This window comes from Paenibacillus sp. NPDC101420, from assembly GCF_050277435.1.
In the GTDB taxonomy this organism is placed as follows: domain Bacteria; phylum Bacillota; class Bacilli; order Paenibacillales; family Paenibacillaceae; genus Paenibacillus_AQ.
On record NZ_JBNNSE010000005.1, the window covers coordinates 440,179 to 459,399 of the forward strand.

Annotated in this window: 8 protein-coding genes; 2 read left to right on the top strand and 6 right to left on the bottom strand. The window is 44.5% G+C overall.

Annotated features, from left to right (window positions below; translation table 11 throughout):
* Positions 1-26: 26 nt before the first annotated feature.
* From ACQKMP_RS22455 to ACQKMP_RS22470, 4 genes are all read right to left on the bottom strand, one after another.
* On the bottom strand, positions 27-638 hold the full coding sequence (locus tag ACQKMP_RS22455; RefSeq protein ID WP_427471136.1) for a TVP38/TMEM64 family protein: 612 nt from the start codon (positions 636-638) through the stop codon (positions 27-29).
* Positions 639-902: 264 nt separating this feature from the next.
* Positions 903-1,772: a glycine betaine ABC transporter substrate-binding protein gene (locus ACQKMP_RS22460; protein ID WP_042191671.1), complete on the bottom strand. Its 870-nt coding sequence runs from the start codon at positions 1,770-1,772 to the stop codon at positions 903-905.
* Positions 1,773-1,787: 15 nt separating this feature from the next.
* Positions 1,788-2,621 carry an ABC transporter permease gene (locus tag ACQKMP_RS22465; protein WP_042191673.1) on the bottom strand — a complete coding sequence of 278 codons (834 nt, stop codon included), beginning with the start codon at positions 2,619-2,621 and terminating at the stop codon, positions 1,788-1,790.
* Positions 2,621-3,817, bottom strand: a complete 1,197-nt coding sequence (locus ACQKMP_RS22470) for a quaternary amine ABC transporter ATP-binding protein (protein ID WP_042191675.1) — start codon at positions 3,815-3,817, stop codon at positions 2,621-2,623. The genes ACQKMP_RS22465 and ACQKMP_RS22470 overlap by 1 nt, the downstream gene beginning before the upstream one ends.
* Positions 3,818-4,076: 259 nt before the next feature.
* On the opposite strand from ACQKMP_RS22470, the gene ACQKMP_RS22475 reads away from it, so the two are divergent.
* Positions 4,077-4,637: a GbsR/MarR family transcriptional regulator gene (locus ACQKMP_RS22475; protein ID WP_042191677.1), complete on the top strand. Its 561-nt coding sequence runs from the start codon at positions 4,077-4,079 to the stop codon at positions 4,635-4,637.
* 59 nt (positions 4,638-4,696) lie between these two features.
* On the opposite strand, the gene ACQKMP_RS22480 is transcribed toward ACQKMP_RS22475, so the two are convergent.
* The gene (locus tag ACQKMP_RS22480) at positions 4,697-9,952 is read right to left on the bottom strand and encodes a carbohydrate binding domain-containing protein (RefSeq protein WP_427471139.1); all 5,256 of its coding nucleotides are present in this window, start codon (positions 9,950-9,952) and stop codon (positions 4,697-4,699) included.
* 307 nt (positions 9,953-10,259) lie between these two features.
* Here ACQKMP_RS22480 and ACQKMP_RS22485 point away from each other — a divergent pair, with 307 nt between their 5' ends.
* The gene (locus ACQKMP_RS22485) at positions 10,260-11,276 is read left to right on the top strand and encodes a LacI family DNA-binding transcriptional regulator (RefSeq protein WP_339798534.1); all 1,017 of its coding nucleotides are present in this window, start codon (positions 10,260-10,262) and stop codon (positions 11,274-11,276) included.
* A gap of 113 nt (positions 11,277-11,389) precedes the next feature.
* Here ACQKMP_RS22485 and ACQKMP_RS22490 read toward each other — a convergent pair whose 3' ends face one another.
* A complete protein-coding gene (locus ACQKMP_RS22490; RefSeq protein ID WP_427471142.1) occupies positions 11,390-18,910 on the bottom strand; it encodes an S-layer homology domain-containing protein in 7,521 nt (2,506 codons plus the stop codon).
* Positions 18,911-19,221 lie beyond the last annotated feature (311 nt).

Genomic DNA, 19,221 nt, shown 5'->3' on the forward strand with positions numbered 1-19,221 from the left:
TTCATTTATTTGATGATCAATTAATATTAGTGCATTCTACTCCGTTTATCTTCCTGTAGATGGTCCCAGTGCCGCCGTATAAAGATACCGATTAGAATAGCGATAAACACGGCATACCAAGTAATATATCCATTCCATTCTTCCCTAGGGACAATTAGACTTGAGCTGATCGTACCGAATAGCCAAATGTAAGACAGATTCCCAAGCACGGTTCCCCAAATAAAAGATGATGCTTTTATCGGTGAAACAGCGGACATAAAATTGATTACATTGTTCGGAATAATGGGAATCGTACGTAGAAGGACCAGCGTCCAAATTCCATATCGGTCCAAGTAACGCTGCCATTTGTCATACCTTTTCAGCTTGGACCTCCATTTTCGATCAAACCAATTGTAAAGGTATCGTCGAATGAGGAAGTACATCAGTATTCCACCCAGATTACAAGCCAGCCAACTAATTATCATACCTCCAATAACGTTAAATACTGACACATGGAGGACAATCAAAATTACGAACGGAAAAAATCCTAATATACTCTGCAACAGCGCCAATGGAATCGTCACAAATAAAATAGAGGGTCCACTAAGGCCAAGCGTTTGCAGCAGCCAATCTATCCAGGTATTTATGGTCTCTGTCATGAAGCAGTCTCCTCTCTTGACTCCTTGCAGCAGCTGCCTCCTGATTTACTTCGCTAAAGCATAAGTGTGAGCATTAAAATATAAGCAAAGTATAGATATACCTTTGAATACTTTGCTTATATTCCCAAGAAAAACACCCCTTCCGGGGTGTTTTATTGAATGATTTTGCTTATGAAGTGCATTTGTAAAGAACAGTGGTTAGCGTACAAGTTACACTTTTGTAATCCATTGATTCTTCACATCATACCACAGAATTCTATCTACTTACAATTCTACACCTTGAATCCATGCATTCACTTTATCCGGGTTGTTTTCTACCCAAGTTTTAGCAGCTTCTTCTGGTGACTTCCCACCTTGAACCTCAACCATTACTTTCGCCATGTCTTCTGCTGTCCACTCGAATTGATCCAAGAACTTATAGACATTCGGCATGTCTTCTTTCAGACCTTGACGAACCATCGTATGGATTTGCTCATCCGCACCATATACACCTTTTGGATCTTCCAGATATTTCAGGTCCATATTGGCGAACATCCAGTGTGGTGTCCAACCCGTTACAACGATAGGCTCGTTGTTGTCATAGGCTTTTTGCAGCTCCTGAGCCATCGCTGCCGATGAACTTTCTAGAAGCGTATATTCACTAAGACCATATTCCGCAATAGCCTTTTCAGTCGTCGTCATAATACCAGCACCAGGCTCAATTCCGATAATTCGATTGCTCAATTTACCTGCCAGGTCACTGTTCTTCAAGTCTTCAATAGAATTAATATCCATGTACGCTGGAACCGCTAAACCAACTTTAGTTCCGTTCAAATTAGCACCTAAATCTTCGATTTTCGAACCATACTTCTCTAAATAAGCTGCATGCGTGCTTGGTAACCAAGCTGCGACCATAGCATCCGCACTACCATCAGCAACCCCTGCCCACATTGGGCCTGCATCTACCTGTAGCATTTCAACGGTAGCTCCAAGCTTAGTTTCAAGTACTTCTTTAACAACATAAGTACTCGCAATTTCGGAATCCCATGCCACATATGCCAATTTCACTTTTTCTTTACTAGTGGATGAACATCCGGCAATAACAGTAATCATCATAATCACTAACAGGAATATACCTATATTTTTTTTCTTCATATCTATTTAAACCCCCTATCTCTGTTTTGGTTTTAGTGCGTTCTGCGTTAAACGGTCGAGTAGAATAGCTATAATAACGATAGCAATCCCCGCCTCGAACCCATCTCCTGTCTTAGCCTGCGATACCGCGCGGTATACATAGGCACCTACACCTTGCGCACCGATCATAGATGAGATGACAACCATCGAGAGTGATAACATAATCGTCTGATTGACGCCTGCCATAATCGTTGGCAGTGCGATCGGCAGCTGCAATTTAACCAGCTTCTGAGTTGGTGTTGAACCGAAAGCATCGGCTGCTTCAACTAACTCCTCTGAAACCTGACGAATACCGAGATTGGTCAAACGAATTGTCGGTGGAATCGCAAAGATGATCGATGCAATTACACCTGGAACTACCCCAAGTGAGAAAAAAGATACCGCTGGCAATAAATACACAAATGCCGGCATCGTCTGCATAAAGTCCAAAATAGGCGTAACTGTATTTCTAACCGCATTTCTCTGCGCACACAAAATACCAATCGGTACGCCGATTACTACAGCCAATATCGAGGCGGTTAGAACAAGGGCTAAAGATTGCATCGAAGGTCCCCATAATCCGAGATTATCGATTAAGAGCAGTCCGATTACCGCAAATAAAGCCATGCGCCATTTCCCAATCCAATAAGACAAAGCTGCAATAAGTACGATAAGCACTAATGCAGGCAGGAAGGTCAGCGCACCTTCAATTGCAGAAACCATTCCACCGATTATTGTAGCGATAAAGTCAAACAAGGGGCCACAATACGTAGTTAGCCAGTTTTCCAACCACTCGAGGGCCTTTCCTAAAGGCAGTTTTGGAATGTCCATTAAGATCCTTCTCCTTCCGGTACCGCGTTACCCGCGAGTGCGGAAAGAACGGCTCCCTTAATCACAATGCCCTTTAATTTATCCGCTTCATCTACGACGGCTACAGGCAAATGTGTCTCAGATATTAGTTCAAAGAAATCATTGAGCAGCGTTTCTGGATATACACGAGGAATCTCCCGCCGTGTAACCTCTAGGATGGATTTATTATCCTTTAGTGCCTGTGCTGCGTCCTCAGCTGTAATAACACCCAAGAGCTTGTTTTCTTTGTCTACCACATACAAGCTGAATATGCCGCTATCACGCATTAATTGAAGTGCTACCCGAGGTCCACGCTCAGGTCTAACCGTTTCCGGTTGCCGCATCACATGAGCTGCTGTTAGCACCTTGGACAAGTCCACATCCTCCACGAACCGCTCTACATATTTATTGGCAGGTTGAATGAGAATCTCTTCCGGCGTACCAATCTGCACGATAACACCGTCTTTCATCAATGCAATCCGATCACCAATCCGCAGGGCTTCGTCTAGATCATGAGTGATGAACACAATCGTCTTCTTCACTCTGGACTGCAATTCCAGCAGCTCCTGCTGCATGTCTTTACGGATCAGCGGATCCAGTGCACTAAAGGCTTCGTCCATGAGCAGGATATCAGGGTCATTAGCAAGTCCTCTTGCTAGTCCTACACGCTGCTGCATCCCTCCGCTGAGTTGATCCGGGCGATGATTCTCCCATCCCTTTAGACCCACTAGATGCAATGCCTCCATGGCCCGTTCAGTTCTCTTCTTTTTATCTACGCCCTGAACCTCAAGTCCGTATTCCGCATTCTCCAATACCGTCCGGTGTGGAAACAATGCGAACTTCTGAAACACCATGCCGATGTTCTTGCGCCGAAATTGCCGAAGCTCCTCCGGGTTCATTTTAACAACGTCTTTTCCTTTAAAAAGGACTTGTCCCCCTGTAGGCTCAATCAAACGGTTCAATAAACGAACCAACGTTGACTTACCGCTGCCGGACAATCCCATAATGACGAATATTTCTCCTTCTTCAATGCTGAATTCGGCTTTGTTGACTCCGACCGTCAACTTTAATTCCTGAGCGATCTTTTCCTTCGACCACCCTTGCTCTAATAATGGAATCGCCTTTCCCGCATCATGACCGAATACTTTGGTTAGCTTTTTCACCTCTATAATAGCCATGCCGTCCTCCTTCTCCCGAAAATATATCCGGGTTTAGTTCACTTATAGTAGTGTACCGGACTATTGAAAATTCATGCAAACACCATATACGGATAAAATTTAGTGTACAGTTTTAACTTTACGTACTTTATGTATAGAATACTCTGTTTTACACCAAATTCCTTTCTTCATGATTTCTTTACTTATGGAGGGGGATTTGATTACAATACATTGTATAAGGTTGCAGCAGTCTATCGACCTATTCCTCAGGAGGGACATCATGAACGATTTAGAAGGGTTAACACCCGAACAAATAGAGAAGATTAGTAAGGCCCGTGAACGCGTGATAGACTCTATCGGTAAAAATATGGACCTATACGGCATCACTTTATCCATTGGGCATTTATACGGTTATATGTATTTCAATCAAGGTCCAGTGACACTGGACGAGCTTAGCAAAACAATGGGAATGAGCAAAACGTCCATGAGTACGGGAGTCCGTACCCTCCTAGATCTGAAAATGATCGATAAAGTTTGGGGGAGAGGGACTCGCAAAGACCTGTTTACCACTGTGCCTGACTGGCATCAGAACTTCAGTGATTACTTCTCTATTAAATGGAGAAAAGCCGTCGAAGGAAATATGATCTCACTAGCGAAATCACTTGCAGAAATTAACGATATGAAAAAAGAGTATAGTGACGATAGTAAACTTATGCAGCTCTTAAATACAGATGAAGAGAAGATTACCGAATCCATTAATTACTACCGCTGGTTGCTAAAATTAATAGAATCCTTTGAGAATGGTAAGATCTTCGAATTTATCCCTAAAGAAGAATCTTAATTCCAAAACAAAAAACGACAGTGCTCCTGTAAAAAGGAAAACACTGCCGTTTTTTTCGTTTAACCTTCGATTAAGCTTACATCATCCAAATAGATCGTGCTGCCCGCACTAATTTCATTATTCGTCTCCGTACTGTTTCCATCAATAAGCCCTAGTAAAAATACCAAATGAGCGCCTGCGTCTGTAGCACCGTTCATGGTAAATGTGTAGCTGAATTCTTTCATACTTTGGGTCAAAGCTATAAGCTCAGCTTCCATATATTTGTTGTAATCCCCGCCTTTATGCTCCACAGCTACCTGAATATTACGGTTTACCGTAGAACGGGCCTTAAACTTCAAGGTATACGTCTTTCCCTGAATAAGCTTCAGGTTTTCATAATCCACTTGTGCGCTGTAAGCAGCTTGCCCTGTGCCCGTCAGATCTATCGCAAATTCCCCATCTTTTACAGCAGCAGATCCAGTTCCATCAAAATACTGGCTCCACCCTTTAGAATCCACATCAAAGGTTCCATTATCCAGCGTACCGCTTGGTGGGTTCACTGGCGGACCACCTTGTACCTCCCGGACCACAATATCGTCAAAAGAAATCGTATGTGGCGTACTGTTAGCCGTAGGATCAGTGCCCAGCGATTTGCCGATCAGATAATTCAGCTTCAGCGGATTGCTGTTGGACACCGTAAATTGTGCGCCATACGTTGCCCAATCGGCAGTAATATCAAACTTAGCTTGAGCGGAAGCTGCAGAAGTATTGGAGTATTCTAGGATGATCTGCCGCGGAACCGTTGATTTCGCCTTAAAGCTCACCTCATACGTTTTTCCGCCTTCCAGTGGGATACCCTCTTGGTAGAATTGTGTATGCCACGCCTCCCATCCTGCCGACGTAATCAAGATTTCTGCCACGCCATCCTTTACCTCAAACGCAGAAACACCACCTTCTCCAGACCATGTAGACCAACCCGTCTTACCACTGCCGAACGAGCCATTTATGACTAGATTGTTATCGTTAGCAAGTATCGTCTGAAGCACAGATGCATTTGCGTAATGGTCAGCTTCTACAGTGATTGTATAGCTGCCCTCGGATGGAAATACTGCTGCATCGATTGTGATTTTTCCAGGCTCAATGGTGTACTGTTCGGTTTCAAGTGTTATACCAGTAACCTTCACTGCAATGATTTTCTTTCTCCAATCCTCATGGTCTATGAAGGTTAGTTCAATCGGCTGCGAAACTCTGTTATTGCTGCTATCGCTTAGTAATTCCTGCGGTTTGGCCGGTGCATTTTTGATTTCAAATTTCACATTATCGATGATAATATCATGACTTTGAGGAATACTAATTCCCTCAACCTTTCCAAGCAGGAATTTAAGTGACAATGTGTCCTTACTGCCTTGACGGAATTCGAATGTGTAATGATTCGTTGCTGGTGTGAGCTCTACAATTTTTGTAAACGAAGCCTGATAAGACGCATTTTCAACATTCACACCGATTTTTCGGGCAATGGTTGAACTGGCATCAAACTCTAGCACATAATCTATTCCGCTTGCAGCTTTCAAGTTATTTTGAAACAACATCACGGAATATGGCTGGCTACCCGTATTCGTAATGTTAAACTTCGCTGTTCCATCTGTAGCAGTAGCAGTGCTCTGTCCGCCCTGCTCCGTCAACAGCCGATCCCAGGCATGAAATTCAGTGTTGAATTCACCATTCACAAGCGGGTAGTAGACAAGTGATGGATCATAATAAAAGCTCGTGCGCAGCAACTTGAAGTTATCCAAGATGACTGTACCGGTAGCACCGTTCAGAAGTAACACAAATTGTCCCTCATGATCCGTTGTACCTGCAAGGTTGGTGAAGACTGCTTTTATTTGTTGTTCACCTTGGGCTAAATTAACTGACTGCTGCGCATGTACGCTGCCGTCTTTTCCAAGAAGCTGAACTGTGGCAGTACGTGCAGAGGATACTGCAGCATTAAAGGTAAGCTCATAATCTTGGCCCTGTATGAGCTGAATTCCCTTCTGAAGCAATCGAACTTCGCCACTTTCGCTGCCGCCAATCTGCAGATTCAGCTTTCCTGTATCATCTACATTGGCAGTGGACGTTGTACCATTGGCTGTTTCTACGTGCCAATAGCTCATCCGATTGGGCTCACCAAGATCGAAAGTGCCATTGTACAGATGATTACCGCTACCGAGCGGTGTTTTTATTCCATCATGATCAAAAGGAATACTATCTACCTCTTCCAGACGGACATTACCTAACCAAACTGGTGAAGCGTTAGTTCCCATATTGAACTCTATCCGTGCTGCAATGTCAGAGTTGTCCTTCATTTGAAACATCGTTTCGTAATGGGACATCTCGGAAGTCAGCTCTGCCTTAAGCGCTGGAGAATAAGCCGCAAAGCCACGTGATTCTCCCCCCGTTAATTTAACACTAATATTACGTGACACATCTGTTTTGGCATCGAAGCTGAGCTTATAGAATCTACCTTTAGCAACGGATACAATCGCTTGAGGTTGAACGGAGTAGGCATTGCCCCCAGCATTACTGATATTTACCTTTAGGAAGTTGTGTCCTCCAATCGGTACAGTGGAAACTGTAGCATCAGCTCCTGGTTCTTTAAACAAAACCCAGTGTGAAGTATTCGGTATGCCCATTCCATCATCTCCCGGGACCTGCTCCGTGAAGTTGTTGTTATAGACAAGGTTTCCGTCAGGAAGTGCTAGCTTTGAGCCTTCCAAGTAAGGCTCCTTATCCAGCGTAACTGGTACCGGCTCACGATACTCTCGGCCTGTCAGTTCATAGACTCTGACATAATCAACCTGCATCGATTTTGGAAACACGGTTTCTGGTGTTGGATCACCATCGAAGTTGCCGCCGACAGCCAGATTTAACAGCAGGTGGAACTCCTGATTGAACGGTGCTGGATAAGCATTATTCGCAGGCTGGCCATTGCTGATGCTGTACCAGTCATTTTTGGTCAAGAACAGCTCACCATCTACATACCAGCGAATTTCTCCCGGTTCCCACTCAATGGAGTACGTATGGAATTGTTCTATCGTGGAGCCTTCCGGGAACACGTACTCTTTGCCAGAGTATACATTGTTAGGCCATTCGCCGCCGTAATGAATGGTACCCGCTACCGTATTAGGACGGCTGCCCCAGCCCTCCATAATATCAAGCTCACCAGAGGAAGCCCAATTTCCGTACTCGTAGTTCTCCGGCAGCATCCAGATCGCTGGCCAGTACCCTTTTCCGGTAGGCGCTTTAGCCCGAATCTCGAATTTCCCATATTTCTTGCTAAACAGACCTTTCGTTTTAAGTCGCGAAGAAGTGTACTCCTTGCCACTTACTGCTTCTTTACGCGCGGTAATCACTAGATTACCATCCTGTACCTTTGCGTTCTTCTCATCACTTGTATACCATTGCTTCTCGTTGTTGCCCCAACCTGGATTGTTAAATTGCGAACCATCTCCAAGGTCATAGGTCCATTTCGTAGGATCAATGCTTCCTTCATTGAATTCATCTCCCCAAACCAGCGTCCACGGATCATTGGTTGGTGTTGCCGTTGGTGTTGGTGTTGGTGTTGGTGTTGGTGTTGGTGTTGGTGTTGGTGTCGGTGTCGGTGTCGGTGTCGGTGTCGGTGTTGGTGTTGGTGTTGGTGTTGGTGTTGGTGTTGGTGTTGGTGTCGGTGTCGGTGTCGGTGTCGGTGTCGGTGTTGGTGTTGCCGTTGGTGTTGGTGTTGGTGTTGGTGTTGGTGTTGGCGTTGGCGTTGGTGTCGGTGTTGGTGTCGGTGTCGGTGTCGGTGTTGGTGTTGGTGTTGGTGTTGGTGTTGGTGTTGGTGTTGGTGTTGGTGTTGGTGTTTCGGTTGGTGTAGTAGTTGCTGTAGCTGTTGCTTCAGGTGTAGAGGTTGGCGTTGATATTGGACCTCCATTACCAGAACTGCTTGAGGCTGAAGTTGCTACTGGCAGTGTCGTTTTACTAGTGTTTCCTTTCTTTAATGGCGAGCCACCAATCGTTACTCCATCGGCTTTGTTATCTATTGAGGTTACGCTACCGCTACCTTGAAACGTTGTGCCTCCAGCGCTCGCAGTCAGGATTAACGCGACCACCTGTGCATTGTTCTCCAGAGTCAATTGCGTTGAGCTGCCCACCGTAAGACTGGCAACAGTTCCTGAGATTCTTAGCAAAGAACCGCTGACTGCTGAGTCTGCCGAGCGAACCGCTGCAAATATCCCACGAAGTGAGATAATATGAGGAACGACGTCCATCTCAACATCCCCAAAGCCTACTCCCGTAAGATCGCTACTCTCTTCCAAGATAGCTCCGGATTGCAGCTGCACAGTACCCACAGCTGTTGAACCGCTGGCATAAATTCGAACCTTCCCGTTAGGTTTAGCTACTTGAAGCGGCCCAAGAGAAGTATTGTGTAAGCCAATACTCTGCTCACCGCCTCCGCGTACAAACGTAGTCCCTGTTACCTTTACACCTTCAAGCTTCGCATTCCCTTCGGCAATCCCCTCCGTTAAATAAAGATTGCCTTGGATGACAGTATCTTTAAGAACCACATCGGCATGATTAATGATTACATTGCCCTTTACTGTTCCAAGCGAAGTCTCTCCAGATTTTAAGATGAGTCCCGAAACCATTCGATCAGCAAGCTGAGCAAGCTCTGCACGTGTAATTCCGCCCTCAGGCTTAAACAAACCTCCAGGGTAACCTTTAATAAAGCCAGCACTCGTTAGGGCTACTATCGCTTTCGCAGTTTCATCATTGACTCCGTTCAGATCAGTGAATGCTGCCGTACTGCTTTTGTCCGTATTGAAACGAAACACTTTCTCCAAGGATAGTGCCGCCTCAGCACGCGAAAGCGCATGTGAAGGATAAATATTGTTATTCTTATCACTGCTTAAATATCCAGCTGTAATCCCTTTGGCAATTTCACTCTTATACCAGTCTGTAGCCAGCACATCCGCTGGAAGCTTATCCGATTGCTCCTGATAATTAAATATACGATTCATAATAGCTGCGAACTCTGCCTTTGTGACTTCCTTACCCGGTCGAAACGACCCATCGTCATATCCACTTATAATCCCATTTGCGCTCCAACGCTGTAATGGACCTGCAGCCCAATGGCTTGGAGATACATCCGTAAACGCTTTCAATACATCGATTGTTTCATTTTCCACTTTCGTTGCCGCTGAATCAGGTGAGTTTCCCTTTAATGGCTCTGCCGCTGAAGCATTCATGCTCCCAACCGGTGATAGCAGCCCGGTGACAAGGAGCATAGCAGCTATTGCTGCCGTGAAATTCCTCTTCATCCTAAACATCACTCCTCGAATTTCGTAATATTCGTAATTCAAGCGAAGAATCGAAATCGGTTTCGACAATGTTATTGTTGCTTAGATTTTCATATTTGTAAAGATATAATTTTGAATTTTTTTACATTATTTTTTTCGGAATATATCTCAGTATTAAAATATCCGTTTGACTTGTTTCGGTAATAAGAATAGACTTAAAACAACTGTTTTACTCTTCACTCCATTCAAAAAAACTCATAAATAACCGCTCTACTACAGTCTTTCCCCCATATTCCAACTATTAAGCGGAGGGTGGCTTATACTACATATGAATATCAAAATGATTGCCGAAATGGCAGGCGTTTCTGTCTCGACCGTTTCGAAAATTATGAATAATTACAGCGATGTTTCGGAAAAGACCAAGAAAAGAGTCCTGGAGATCATCGAGCAAACTGGATATTCACCATCCAACTCCGCCAAGACACTTGCAACCAAAAAATCGAATCTGATCGGTGTGATTTTTGCGGGTGAGCTTAATGTAGAATTTACGCACCCTTTTTTCGTTGAGGTATTAAACTCCTTCAAGAAACAAATGGGTGTACTGGGATACGATCTCATCTTCTTTTCGAACGAAAAATTTATTAGCAGCGGAGATTACTTCGCGCGCGCTGTTCATTTTAATGTGGATGGCTGTGTCATTATATCTGGACAGAAGATGGAGCCAACGATCCACGATCTGGACGTGAGCAGTATCCCTTGTATCGGGGTAGATCTCGAACTAAAAGGGAAGAAGTCAGGCTTTGTTATGTCAGATAACTTCCAAATATCCTCTAAGGTCGTAGAGCATTTTTACCTTCTTGGTTATAGGGAGCTTGGTTTTATAGGAAGTGCCGCGGATTCAGAAATATCCAATCTACGGGAAGCAGGATATACCAAAGCTATCGAAAGTTTCGGTCTCCCTTTGAACCGGCGTTGGTTTGTACATGGCGACGATTTCTTTGAGTCCAGCGGGTATACAGCTATGCAACAATTAATTCAAAGCGGCAGTTTACCAAAGGCCATTTTTGCTGCCTCTGATTTGCTGGCTTTAGGAGCCATCCGTGCATTAAAAGAACATGACCTCCGGGTCCCTGAGGATATCGCCATCATCGGCTGTGATGACATCGAAGCCTGCAAATATACTACACCAAGACTGTCTACCATCCGTCAGAACAAACAACGACTTGGTATCCTCGCTGCCCATATGCTCTATGACTTGATTAACAATCAGTCAGGTGGCGGTTCATTTGTTGTGGAGCCAGTGCTTGTTGTGCGCGAGTCCTGCGGAAGCCAATTGAAATTTTAAGGTATAACATGAATAAATCCCCTCAAAGTTTACAACGTCTCAGACCTCGATAAGATGTCTAAGCATTGTCTAAATTGAGGGGATTTTTCATGTAGGGAACTTACAATTTCATTTTAGAATTTCGCAAGTAGATTTGAAATACTTTGAGCTGCCTCGGCACGGGTTGTCATCGATTGCGGAAGGAAGTTACCATCCTGATGACCCGTCAGAAGCATAGCTTCTAGCGCACCTTGTACATAGGTTACTGCCCAAGAACTAACTTTAGAGCTGTCATTAGTCGCATGGAATGAGCTTGCTTCCGGCTTAACGCCCGTACGATATGCATAGGCTCTTACCAGCATAGCTGCCATTTCCTCACGGGTAATCTGTTGATTAGGGTCAAAACGATCCTCGGATACGCCTTGAATAATACCTGCTTCAAAGGTTGCATTGACCGCCTCTTCGTACCACGATCCAGCGACTACATCTTGGAATGAAGTCGGACGATTCGCAGTTAAGGAAAGCGCTCTGCTGAGGAGAGCTGCATATTCTGCTCTTGTGATGGAACCCGATGGGTTAAACATAGAGTCAGATTGTCCCTTCACAATTTGTTTAGCAGATAGTTCCTGAATAGTCTTGTATGCCCAGTGACTTTCAGGTACATCTCGATAGCTGCTTTGGAACGAAAGAACAACGTATTGGCTAAAATGATTTAAATCTACGGTAAGACTGGTTTTGGATGGATTCATCGTCCCCCCTAGATAGGTAAAGCTTCCATTTTCCTCAATACGATAAATACCCGCTAGAGCTGGATTGGTTCCATTTAGAATCGGTAGTGTTATCTTCACGGGTACAGGGAATTGCTTCAGTGAATATTTATTACCGGACTCATCTGACATGAGTAATGAGAAGTCCATGATGTCACTAACCCGTGAATACGGTGGAGTTATTGTAAGTTGACTCGATTGAATGGCTTCCATCTTCAAAAGTATTGTTGCTGTCTTCGCAGTTGATGGCAGAAGCTTACGAAGCTCATTCAATACTTTGGAGGACATAACGGCACGAACCCCATTCACTTGAATCTCTAGATCCCTATTGCCGATCTGATCGAGTTGATCGATCGGAATCATAACTTGATTCTTATCCGCTTGAAGCTGCAAAATGATGTTTCCTTCAGCACTCTTCGTTAAGAGTTCATCTGGGATAACAACCGCCCCTGCAGGCAGCTCCGGCTTCACCACCACTGGCGGCGTAACGCTTGATCCTGGGTTCCCCCCACCCGTTGGTGGTGTTGTCGAGGTATCATTTTCGCGCATAACAGAAATAGTGTAAATCTGTTTGGTTCCATCTTGAGCTGTCACAGTTACGGTGATCATATTAGTGCCGACATGTAAATCTCCACTGCCTGTTATCGATACAGTAGCCATAGGATCCGCTGCTGTATAGGTTACTCGCGTAACGGTTGTCGAGTAAGGTACAGTCAGTTCGTAGTTGTATTGCCCAGAGGCAAATCCACGAATCGTAGTTCCATTAACGCGAAGATCTACCAGATCTGCATTGCTTGAAGACTCCGCTTCAGGCTGACGCGTAATGATGATCGTATAAATATTTTGTAATCCGTCTTGAGCTGTCACGGTAACCTTCACGACGTTCCTACCAACCTCAAGGGCTCCACTACCCGTAATCTTAACTACGCTAGTCGGATCGTATGCCGTATAGGTAATATCCGTTACCGACGTACTATAGGGAACCGTTACGTTATAGTTCAACGTACTAGGTGCAAAAGCTGGTAGAGTTTCCCCATTCATTCGTAGATCGGACAGCAGAATTTGGTTAGGTAAGGATTCTGACTCACGGATGACGATAATGGTATACACATTCGAGCTGCCGTCTGGAGCTTGGACATGCACTTCCACCAGATTCTCGCCTACTTGCAGAGATTTACCACCTATGACATGAACGCTTAGTAAAGGATCTGCTACCTTATAAGTGACCTCTGCGACCGAAACATTATTCGGTACACGAATCGCATAGTTCATTTGATCCGGTGTGAAGCCGATCAACGATTGACCGTTTACTTGAAGATCTACTAGTGTTGCCTGAGAGATCTGTACTTCTTTAGTTGCAGTGGTCAAATTCGGCATCGTTTCATGCCCTTTCGCATCTGCAATCATCGCTTGCGTAATTTGTACAGCAGTAGCCTTTTCTTGTGATGATACTCGTAGCTTAAGAATCGGAGCATCTGCTTGAATGCCATTCGTTGAGGTTAGAATGATTCTTGTCATTCCATTAACCGTCTCTTTGTGCACAATCTTAACGCCAGGTTGAGCCGGTTCAATCGATGAGAAGATGAGACTGCTGGAGTCTACATTCAAATCGATGGCTGTCACATCTGAAGTCGCATTGTTGATTGATACTTCATAACCGTTAACCTTTTGTGTAGCAGCATCAACTAATTTTGTGAATCGCAAGTCCGCAGCACCCGATTGTTTCTGTTCGGTTTGAGGTATGAACATACCGTCAATGACATGAGAATCTCCAATGGATGGGTTCAGGCCAAGTGCAGTTAGAACTGTTGCAGCCAAGTCTCTTGTATTCCCACCTTGCAATAATTTTTCCTTCCCGTCTTCGGTGGCTACTGTTCTACCATTCGCCGCGAAGAAGATTGTGGTGGCAAGGGGCTCATCTTGCCCATGACTTGTTGCCATGCCCAAAGTTCCGTCTGCATTCTCTTTACCCCCACCATGGTCAGGCAGCATGAGGATGAGCGTGTCTTCCAACAAATGATTGTTCTTTAAAGCATCATAGATGGTCTGGATGTTCTTATCCGTCTTCTTTATTTGCTCATAATACGACTTCGTATAGAATCCATCACCATGGCCCGCCCCATCCATATCATCCAATTGGAAGAAAATTAACGAGGTATCTTTCGCTTTGCCGCTAGCAGCGTATTGCGTGAACGCCGCTACATCAGCTTCATCTCCTAGGGAATAACCTTCGACACCAACAGAAGGTTCAATATGCCCCTGAACGATGTTGCTCCAGGTGGAGAATACCGTTTGTTTAGTAGCAGGCAATGCCTCCCTAATTTTTTTGAATACCGTTGGGTAGTCCCATGATTCACTGTATGTGTAGGCTGCGGTATCGTCATTATATAGACCATGCTTTTCATAACCAACACCATTAATCATCGAACCCCAGTTTGGGGATGAGCTGGAAGGTAAAGTAGTTTTAGCCGTATAGCTAATAGCTCCATGCTCGATAATGTTCCGAATGGCTGGAATTTGCAGGCGATCGCCTACCTTTTCTTTCTTGGAGCTAGGCGTCTCCCAATAAGGCGCATCCTTGGAGACCGCTACACCCCCACCATCAATCCCGATGACAACTACACGTTTATAGGGCTGGTATTGGGCTTGGGTTGCCATATCTGCCAGCTCTTCATCCGAAATGCCTTTCGCAAGTGCAAGGTCACCTATCGTAACATAACCATCTGCATTAAGATCTTCGGAAGCTTTAGCATGGATCTGAATAACGGCAGGCGCCGATTCAAATGCCTTAATCGTTAGTTTTGTTGATCCAGTATAGAAATCCGCATGCTTAACTTCAATGATGCCTTGGCCGGAAGCACCAAGCGTATTGAATTTGAGCTCCGAGATTCTGGACTTTGCATACTCCAGCGGATTCTCGATGTTATAGACATTACCTCCTGGCAGTTCTAGTCTAACGATACCAGGGATCGAAGCGTCTGTCTTCGTTGCGCGAGATGCGCTGACAAATTCGAACTGTTCTGGATCATAGGCTATCTCAACGACAGCTTTGTCCACTTTAGTCGTCATATCAGGTGTACGCAAATCTAGATTATATCGGAATTGCGTACCTTGAACCGTGTGCTTAGCTCCAATCAGATTTAATGAACCTGAAAAATCCTCAATGGAAGCAAGCGGTGGAGCACTGTTATACATATTAGAAACTTCCTGCGCGGTTAATGTTCTTCCATACATATGAAGCTCATCAAGCTGTACTTGCAGCGCATTGCTGTAATTGCCTGTACCATCATTTCCGATCATGGTTGACAATCCTGTATCCAGCGTACCCGTTCGACCTGCAATGGTCATGGTGCTTGCTATACCCTGATAGTTCGTGCCATTAACTTTGGTCACATTTACAGGAACACCATCTTTATAAAAATCAACTCGCCCTGAAGCACGATCATGCGATATGGCGATATGATGCCAGGTGCCATCTACAACATTTGGAATTTGGGCATCTGCACGCGATTCGCCGGATGTATTAAAGTTCCATTGGAGTGCACTTCCTTTCAGCGCTAAGGCATAACCTACATTTGCACCGGAATCCCAATTTTTGTTGGATAGAATCGCAGGGTCTCCTGAGACAGAAGGCGATTTAACCCAAAATGCGAACGAGAAGTTCTTGTCCTTGCCGAATTGCAGACTTGTTGGCTTGCCAAGATCAACATATTGCAGCGCTGAGCTCTTGGAATCGATACTCAAGGCTTGTCCGACGCGACCTTTCACGAACTGTGGATCTTTAACCGGTGTTGCCGGTATAGCATTTACAGATTGATCCTCCAAATTATTCTCGAAGGACATCTGTAGAAGTGTATCCGCAGAGAGCACTGAGCTACCAGTAAAATCGATTTCACTCATACTGGTGAATAAAGCGGTTGGGTTATAGGTGCTCGTGACAACAAATTTCACATATCTACCTTGTATCGCTTTATCCAAAATATTGAAGTCTTGATAGCTCGTGCCTTTCCAGGTTTTCTGGAATGTGCCGATCGCTTTATTCGCCGGATTGCTCAGGTACGCCGGATCGGTCAAATCCGATAATTGATCCGAGGCGTAGAGTTCAAAATCCTTTGGAAATTCCAGAGCCGTCTGACTTAAGCGGCTAGTGCGCCCAATACCAGTTAAGTTCTTACTACCCTTCATGTCGATAATCACCCAATGTGGAAATGAGGCTGCAGGCTCCTGCCATTTGGAATGCCAAATCGTAGCGGTATCGTTATCTAGGATGTTCGCAGCATTGGCATTTTCATTGTCCGCATAAGAACTAAAGGAGTTGATAGTGAATGCGTTCTTAGGAATAAAGGAATATATTGCTGCCTGTTGTATTTTTTTATAGACCCACTGAAGCTCGACATAAGCAAGGTCAATTTCGGTTGGGCTATTACTTGCCGTCAGTTGTCTGGCTTTCTGAATTTGCTTCGCAAGCTCGTCTAGCTGTTCTTTCGGGTAAGATACACCACTGACTTTATCGCTGTTCATTTGGAAGGAAGCAGCATCATGAATTAATGTGGTGAGCTGTTCAAAGTTAAAGAGCTGAACACCCTTATAGGAATCCGACAAAGCTTTGTTTTCCGTGGCAGTGAGCGATCTCTTCCAGATTCTCAGATCATCTATGGTAATCGTTGCTCCGCCATTTCCTTTGTTGCCATCCACACCAATCAGCGTGTTAAAGGTTGTATCTACACTTTGAGTACCAAGCGAGGCAATACTCCCCGATGCCTTCTCCGTCCCATCTACATAAACTTTTGCTAAGTTGTTTGTTCTGTCCGCTGTAATGGTAAAGAGATGCCACTCCGTTCCTACACTTGATGCTGTAATATCCGCTCTTTTCGTTCCATCACTAATATTTAAGGTCATACCATTGGTGGAGGCAGGTCCAATATACCAACCTAGATTACCGCCACTATTCCAGTTCTTATTGGAAAGGATAGTCTGATCCCCGGAAAGATTGCCTTTGTGCCAGAAAGACACGGTGAAGCTTCCTGCTCCGAATTTCAAATCATCACGCTTGCCCAAATCAATATAATTACTATTACCCGCTGCAATGAGCGCAGCTTTATTGGATTTACCATCGACATACGTTACATTGCCTGCTAGACTTGCAAGCCCTGTCACATCTTTAGCTTCATCGGATAGGTTACCATCCAATCTCATATCGACCACTAGGTCCTTCCACATGGTCGATGGATCAATTGGCGTCAGTTCAGGTGCTTCATTGCCGGCTGTGAACGATTGCTCTAGCGTTGCAGAGCGATTCCCGTAGGCATCAACAGCTGTCACTTGAACAATGTATGAAGTTTGAGGTGCAAGTCCTTCGAGTGGAATATTCATTGCATTCGGAACCGGGGAAAAGTAATAGTCAGAGAATACATTCACAGATTTGCTGCTAACTCCAGACCTTTTATCGATAACATTGATTTCATAATGATGCATAGATTGATCATCTTTCGCTTGCTTAAAGGAAAGTAAAGGTACCGTATCCTGATTCGTTATGTCGAGTTCACTATTGAATATAGGAGCAACCTTATTACGGTTAGCCGTAGTGTACTTGAAATTGCTCTTAATCGCTTCATTCGTTGAGCCTTTTAGCTGAATGACCCACTTGTCTCCAGCAACTGTACCCGCACTGTTGAATGGAGGCTGCGGCTCAGCCGTCCATTTACCGTCTGTGTAGATATCTCCAGGATCTGCGTTAAACGCAATCCGATCCACCTCAACCCGATCCGCATATACCTCAACGAAGTCGGCCTGACTGACAGGAAATTCAAAACGTCCTTCAAGTCCCTTCTTAGTCACTTGGGAGTAACCGCGATCGGATTCAATGTAAGACATGGAGCCAAGGTTAACTGAAGTGAAATCCTTCTGGTAAATGGAGCGATCATCACTAATATTCAGATGGGAATGTCCGGAGAAGGTAATCACTTGAGGATAGTCTTTGAGATCCGTATAAAGATTAGGATTCGATGCCTGTTGCCCATCCATTACCGTATTCGATATAGGTTGGTGCACATTCACGAAGATGGGGGTATTCTGATTCTTCAGATCAGCTGTGAGCTCTGCAAGTCTACCCTTTAGCCAATTACGCTGACCTGTATCTGAGTTGTAGTTGTTCCCGTTTAAAAATAAGAAATGATAGCCACCGATTTCAGATTCATAATAGCCATTCGGCTGGCTTGTGAACCAGTCCGTGGGATAATGTTCGTTGACTTTAGCAACGGTGGAATCGTGGTTACCTATAGCCATTCGGATCTGGGTGTTATTCCACTGCTTTCTAGCTAAATTTTGCTCAAAAATTTCCCGAACCATCACATGGTCATTAGGCTTGTCGTTCCCATTATCATTAATCATATCGCCAACGACGAGTATCGCATCCGGGTTCGGAAAAATCGACCCTATCGTATCAAAGAATTGGGTATAACGTGCATCTGCTGAAGCATGCGAGCCCACATGTACGTCTGACATCGCTACAAACTGGAGTAATGGCTTTTCTTTGGTCTTGATGATATAAGAGAAGGTTACTCCTTTACTAGCTACACCATCTTTGATCGTAATGGCAGACAAATTCGTTGTTTTGGAAATCGAGATCGGCGCGTTATATTTTAAACTATGAACATCCGGAAGTGTGCCGTCGAGTGTATAGTAAATGTCAGCATTCTGCGTTGCAGTTGTGAGGTGGATCGTCTGTGCTTCTTCATATCGGCCGGTGGGTACAGAAGTCGTTGGTTGATCTACAGATAGAATCTCAGATTCTTCAGCTGCAAACACAGGGGTGATATTCGGCATAGTGGAACAAATCACTGTGAGTGCCAGTAATAATGCAACAAATTTCCTACCTTTTCTGAACAAAATCATCTCTCCCAAGCATTATTTTATAGTTTTGAATCCCATGAGAACTCTCCATCGACAAAAGAGCTAACTACCCTTATCTCGGATATATTCGATAACTCCTCCTTTCTTCATCCTATTCAAAGTACATACCATACTATTTTTTTTGGTAGACTGGGGTCTGCTGTGTTTATTGTAGGTATGGATTATTTGCCTAGCATTAAATATCTGTAAACTTCAAAAGATGCATCCAAAGGCTGTGATATGGGTCAAAACGCCTAACTCAATACCAAAAGATGCCTAATAAACGAATAACATCTGCATATCATTAG

Coding starts and splice junctions, on each gene's coding strand:
- ACQKMP_RS22485 (WP_339798534.1), top strand. CDS start 10,260: ATGAATATCAAAATGATTGCCGAAATGGCAGGCGTTTCTGTCTCGACC.
- ACQKMP_RS22455 (WP_427471136.1), bottom strand. CDS start 638: ATGACAGAGACCATAAATACCTGGATAGATTGGCTGCTGCAAACGCTT.
- ACQKMP_RS22460 (WP_042191671.1), bottom strand. CDS start 1,772: ATGAAGAAAAAAAATATAGGTATATTCCTGTTAGTGATTATGATGATT.
- ACQKMP_RS22465 (WP_042191673.1), bottom strand. CDS start 2,621: ATGGACATTCCAAAACTGCCTTTAGGAAAGGCCCTCGAGTGGTTGGAA.
- ACQKMP_RS22475 (WP_042191677.1), top strand. CDS start 4,077: ATGAACGATTTAGAAGGGTTAACACCCGAACAAATAGAGAAGATTAGT.
- ACQKMP_RS22480 (WP_427471139.1), bottom strand. CDS start 9,952: ATGAAGAGGAATTTCACGGCAGCAATAGCTGCTATGCTCCTTGTCACC.
- ACQKMP_RS22470 (WP_042191675.1), bottom strand. CDS start 3,817: ATGGCTATTATAGAGGTGAAAAAGCTAACCAAAGTATTCGGTCATGAT.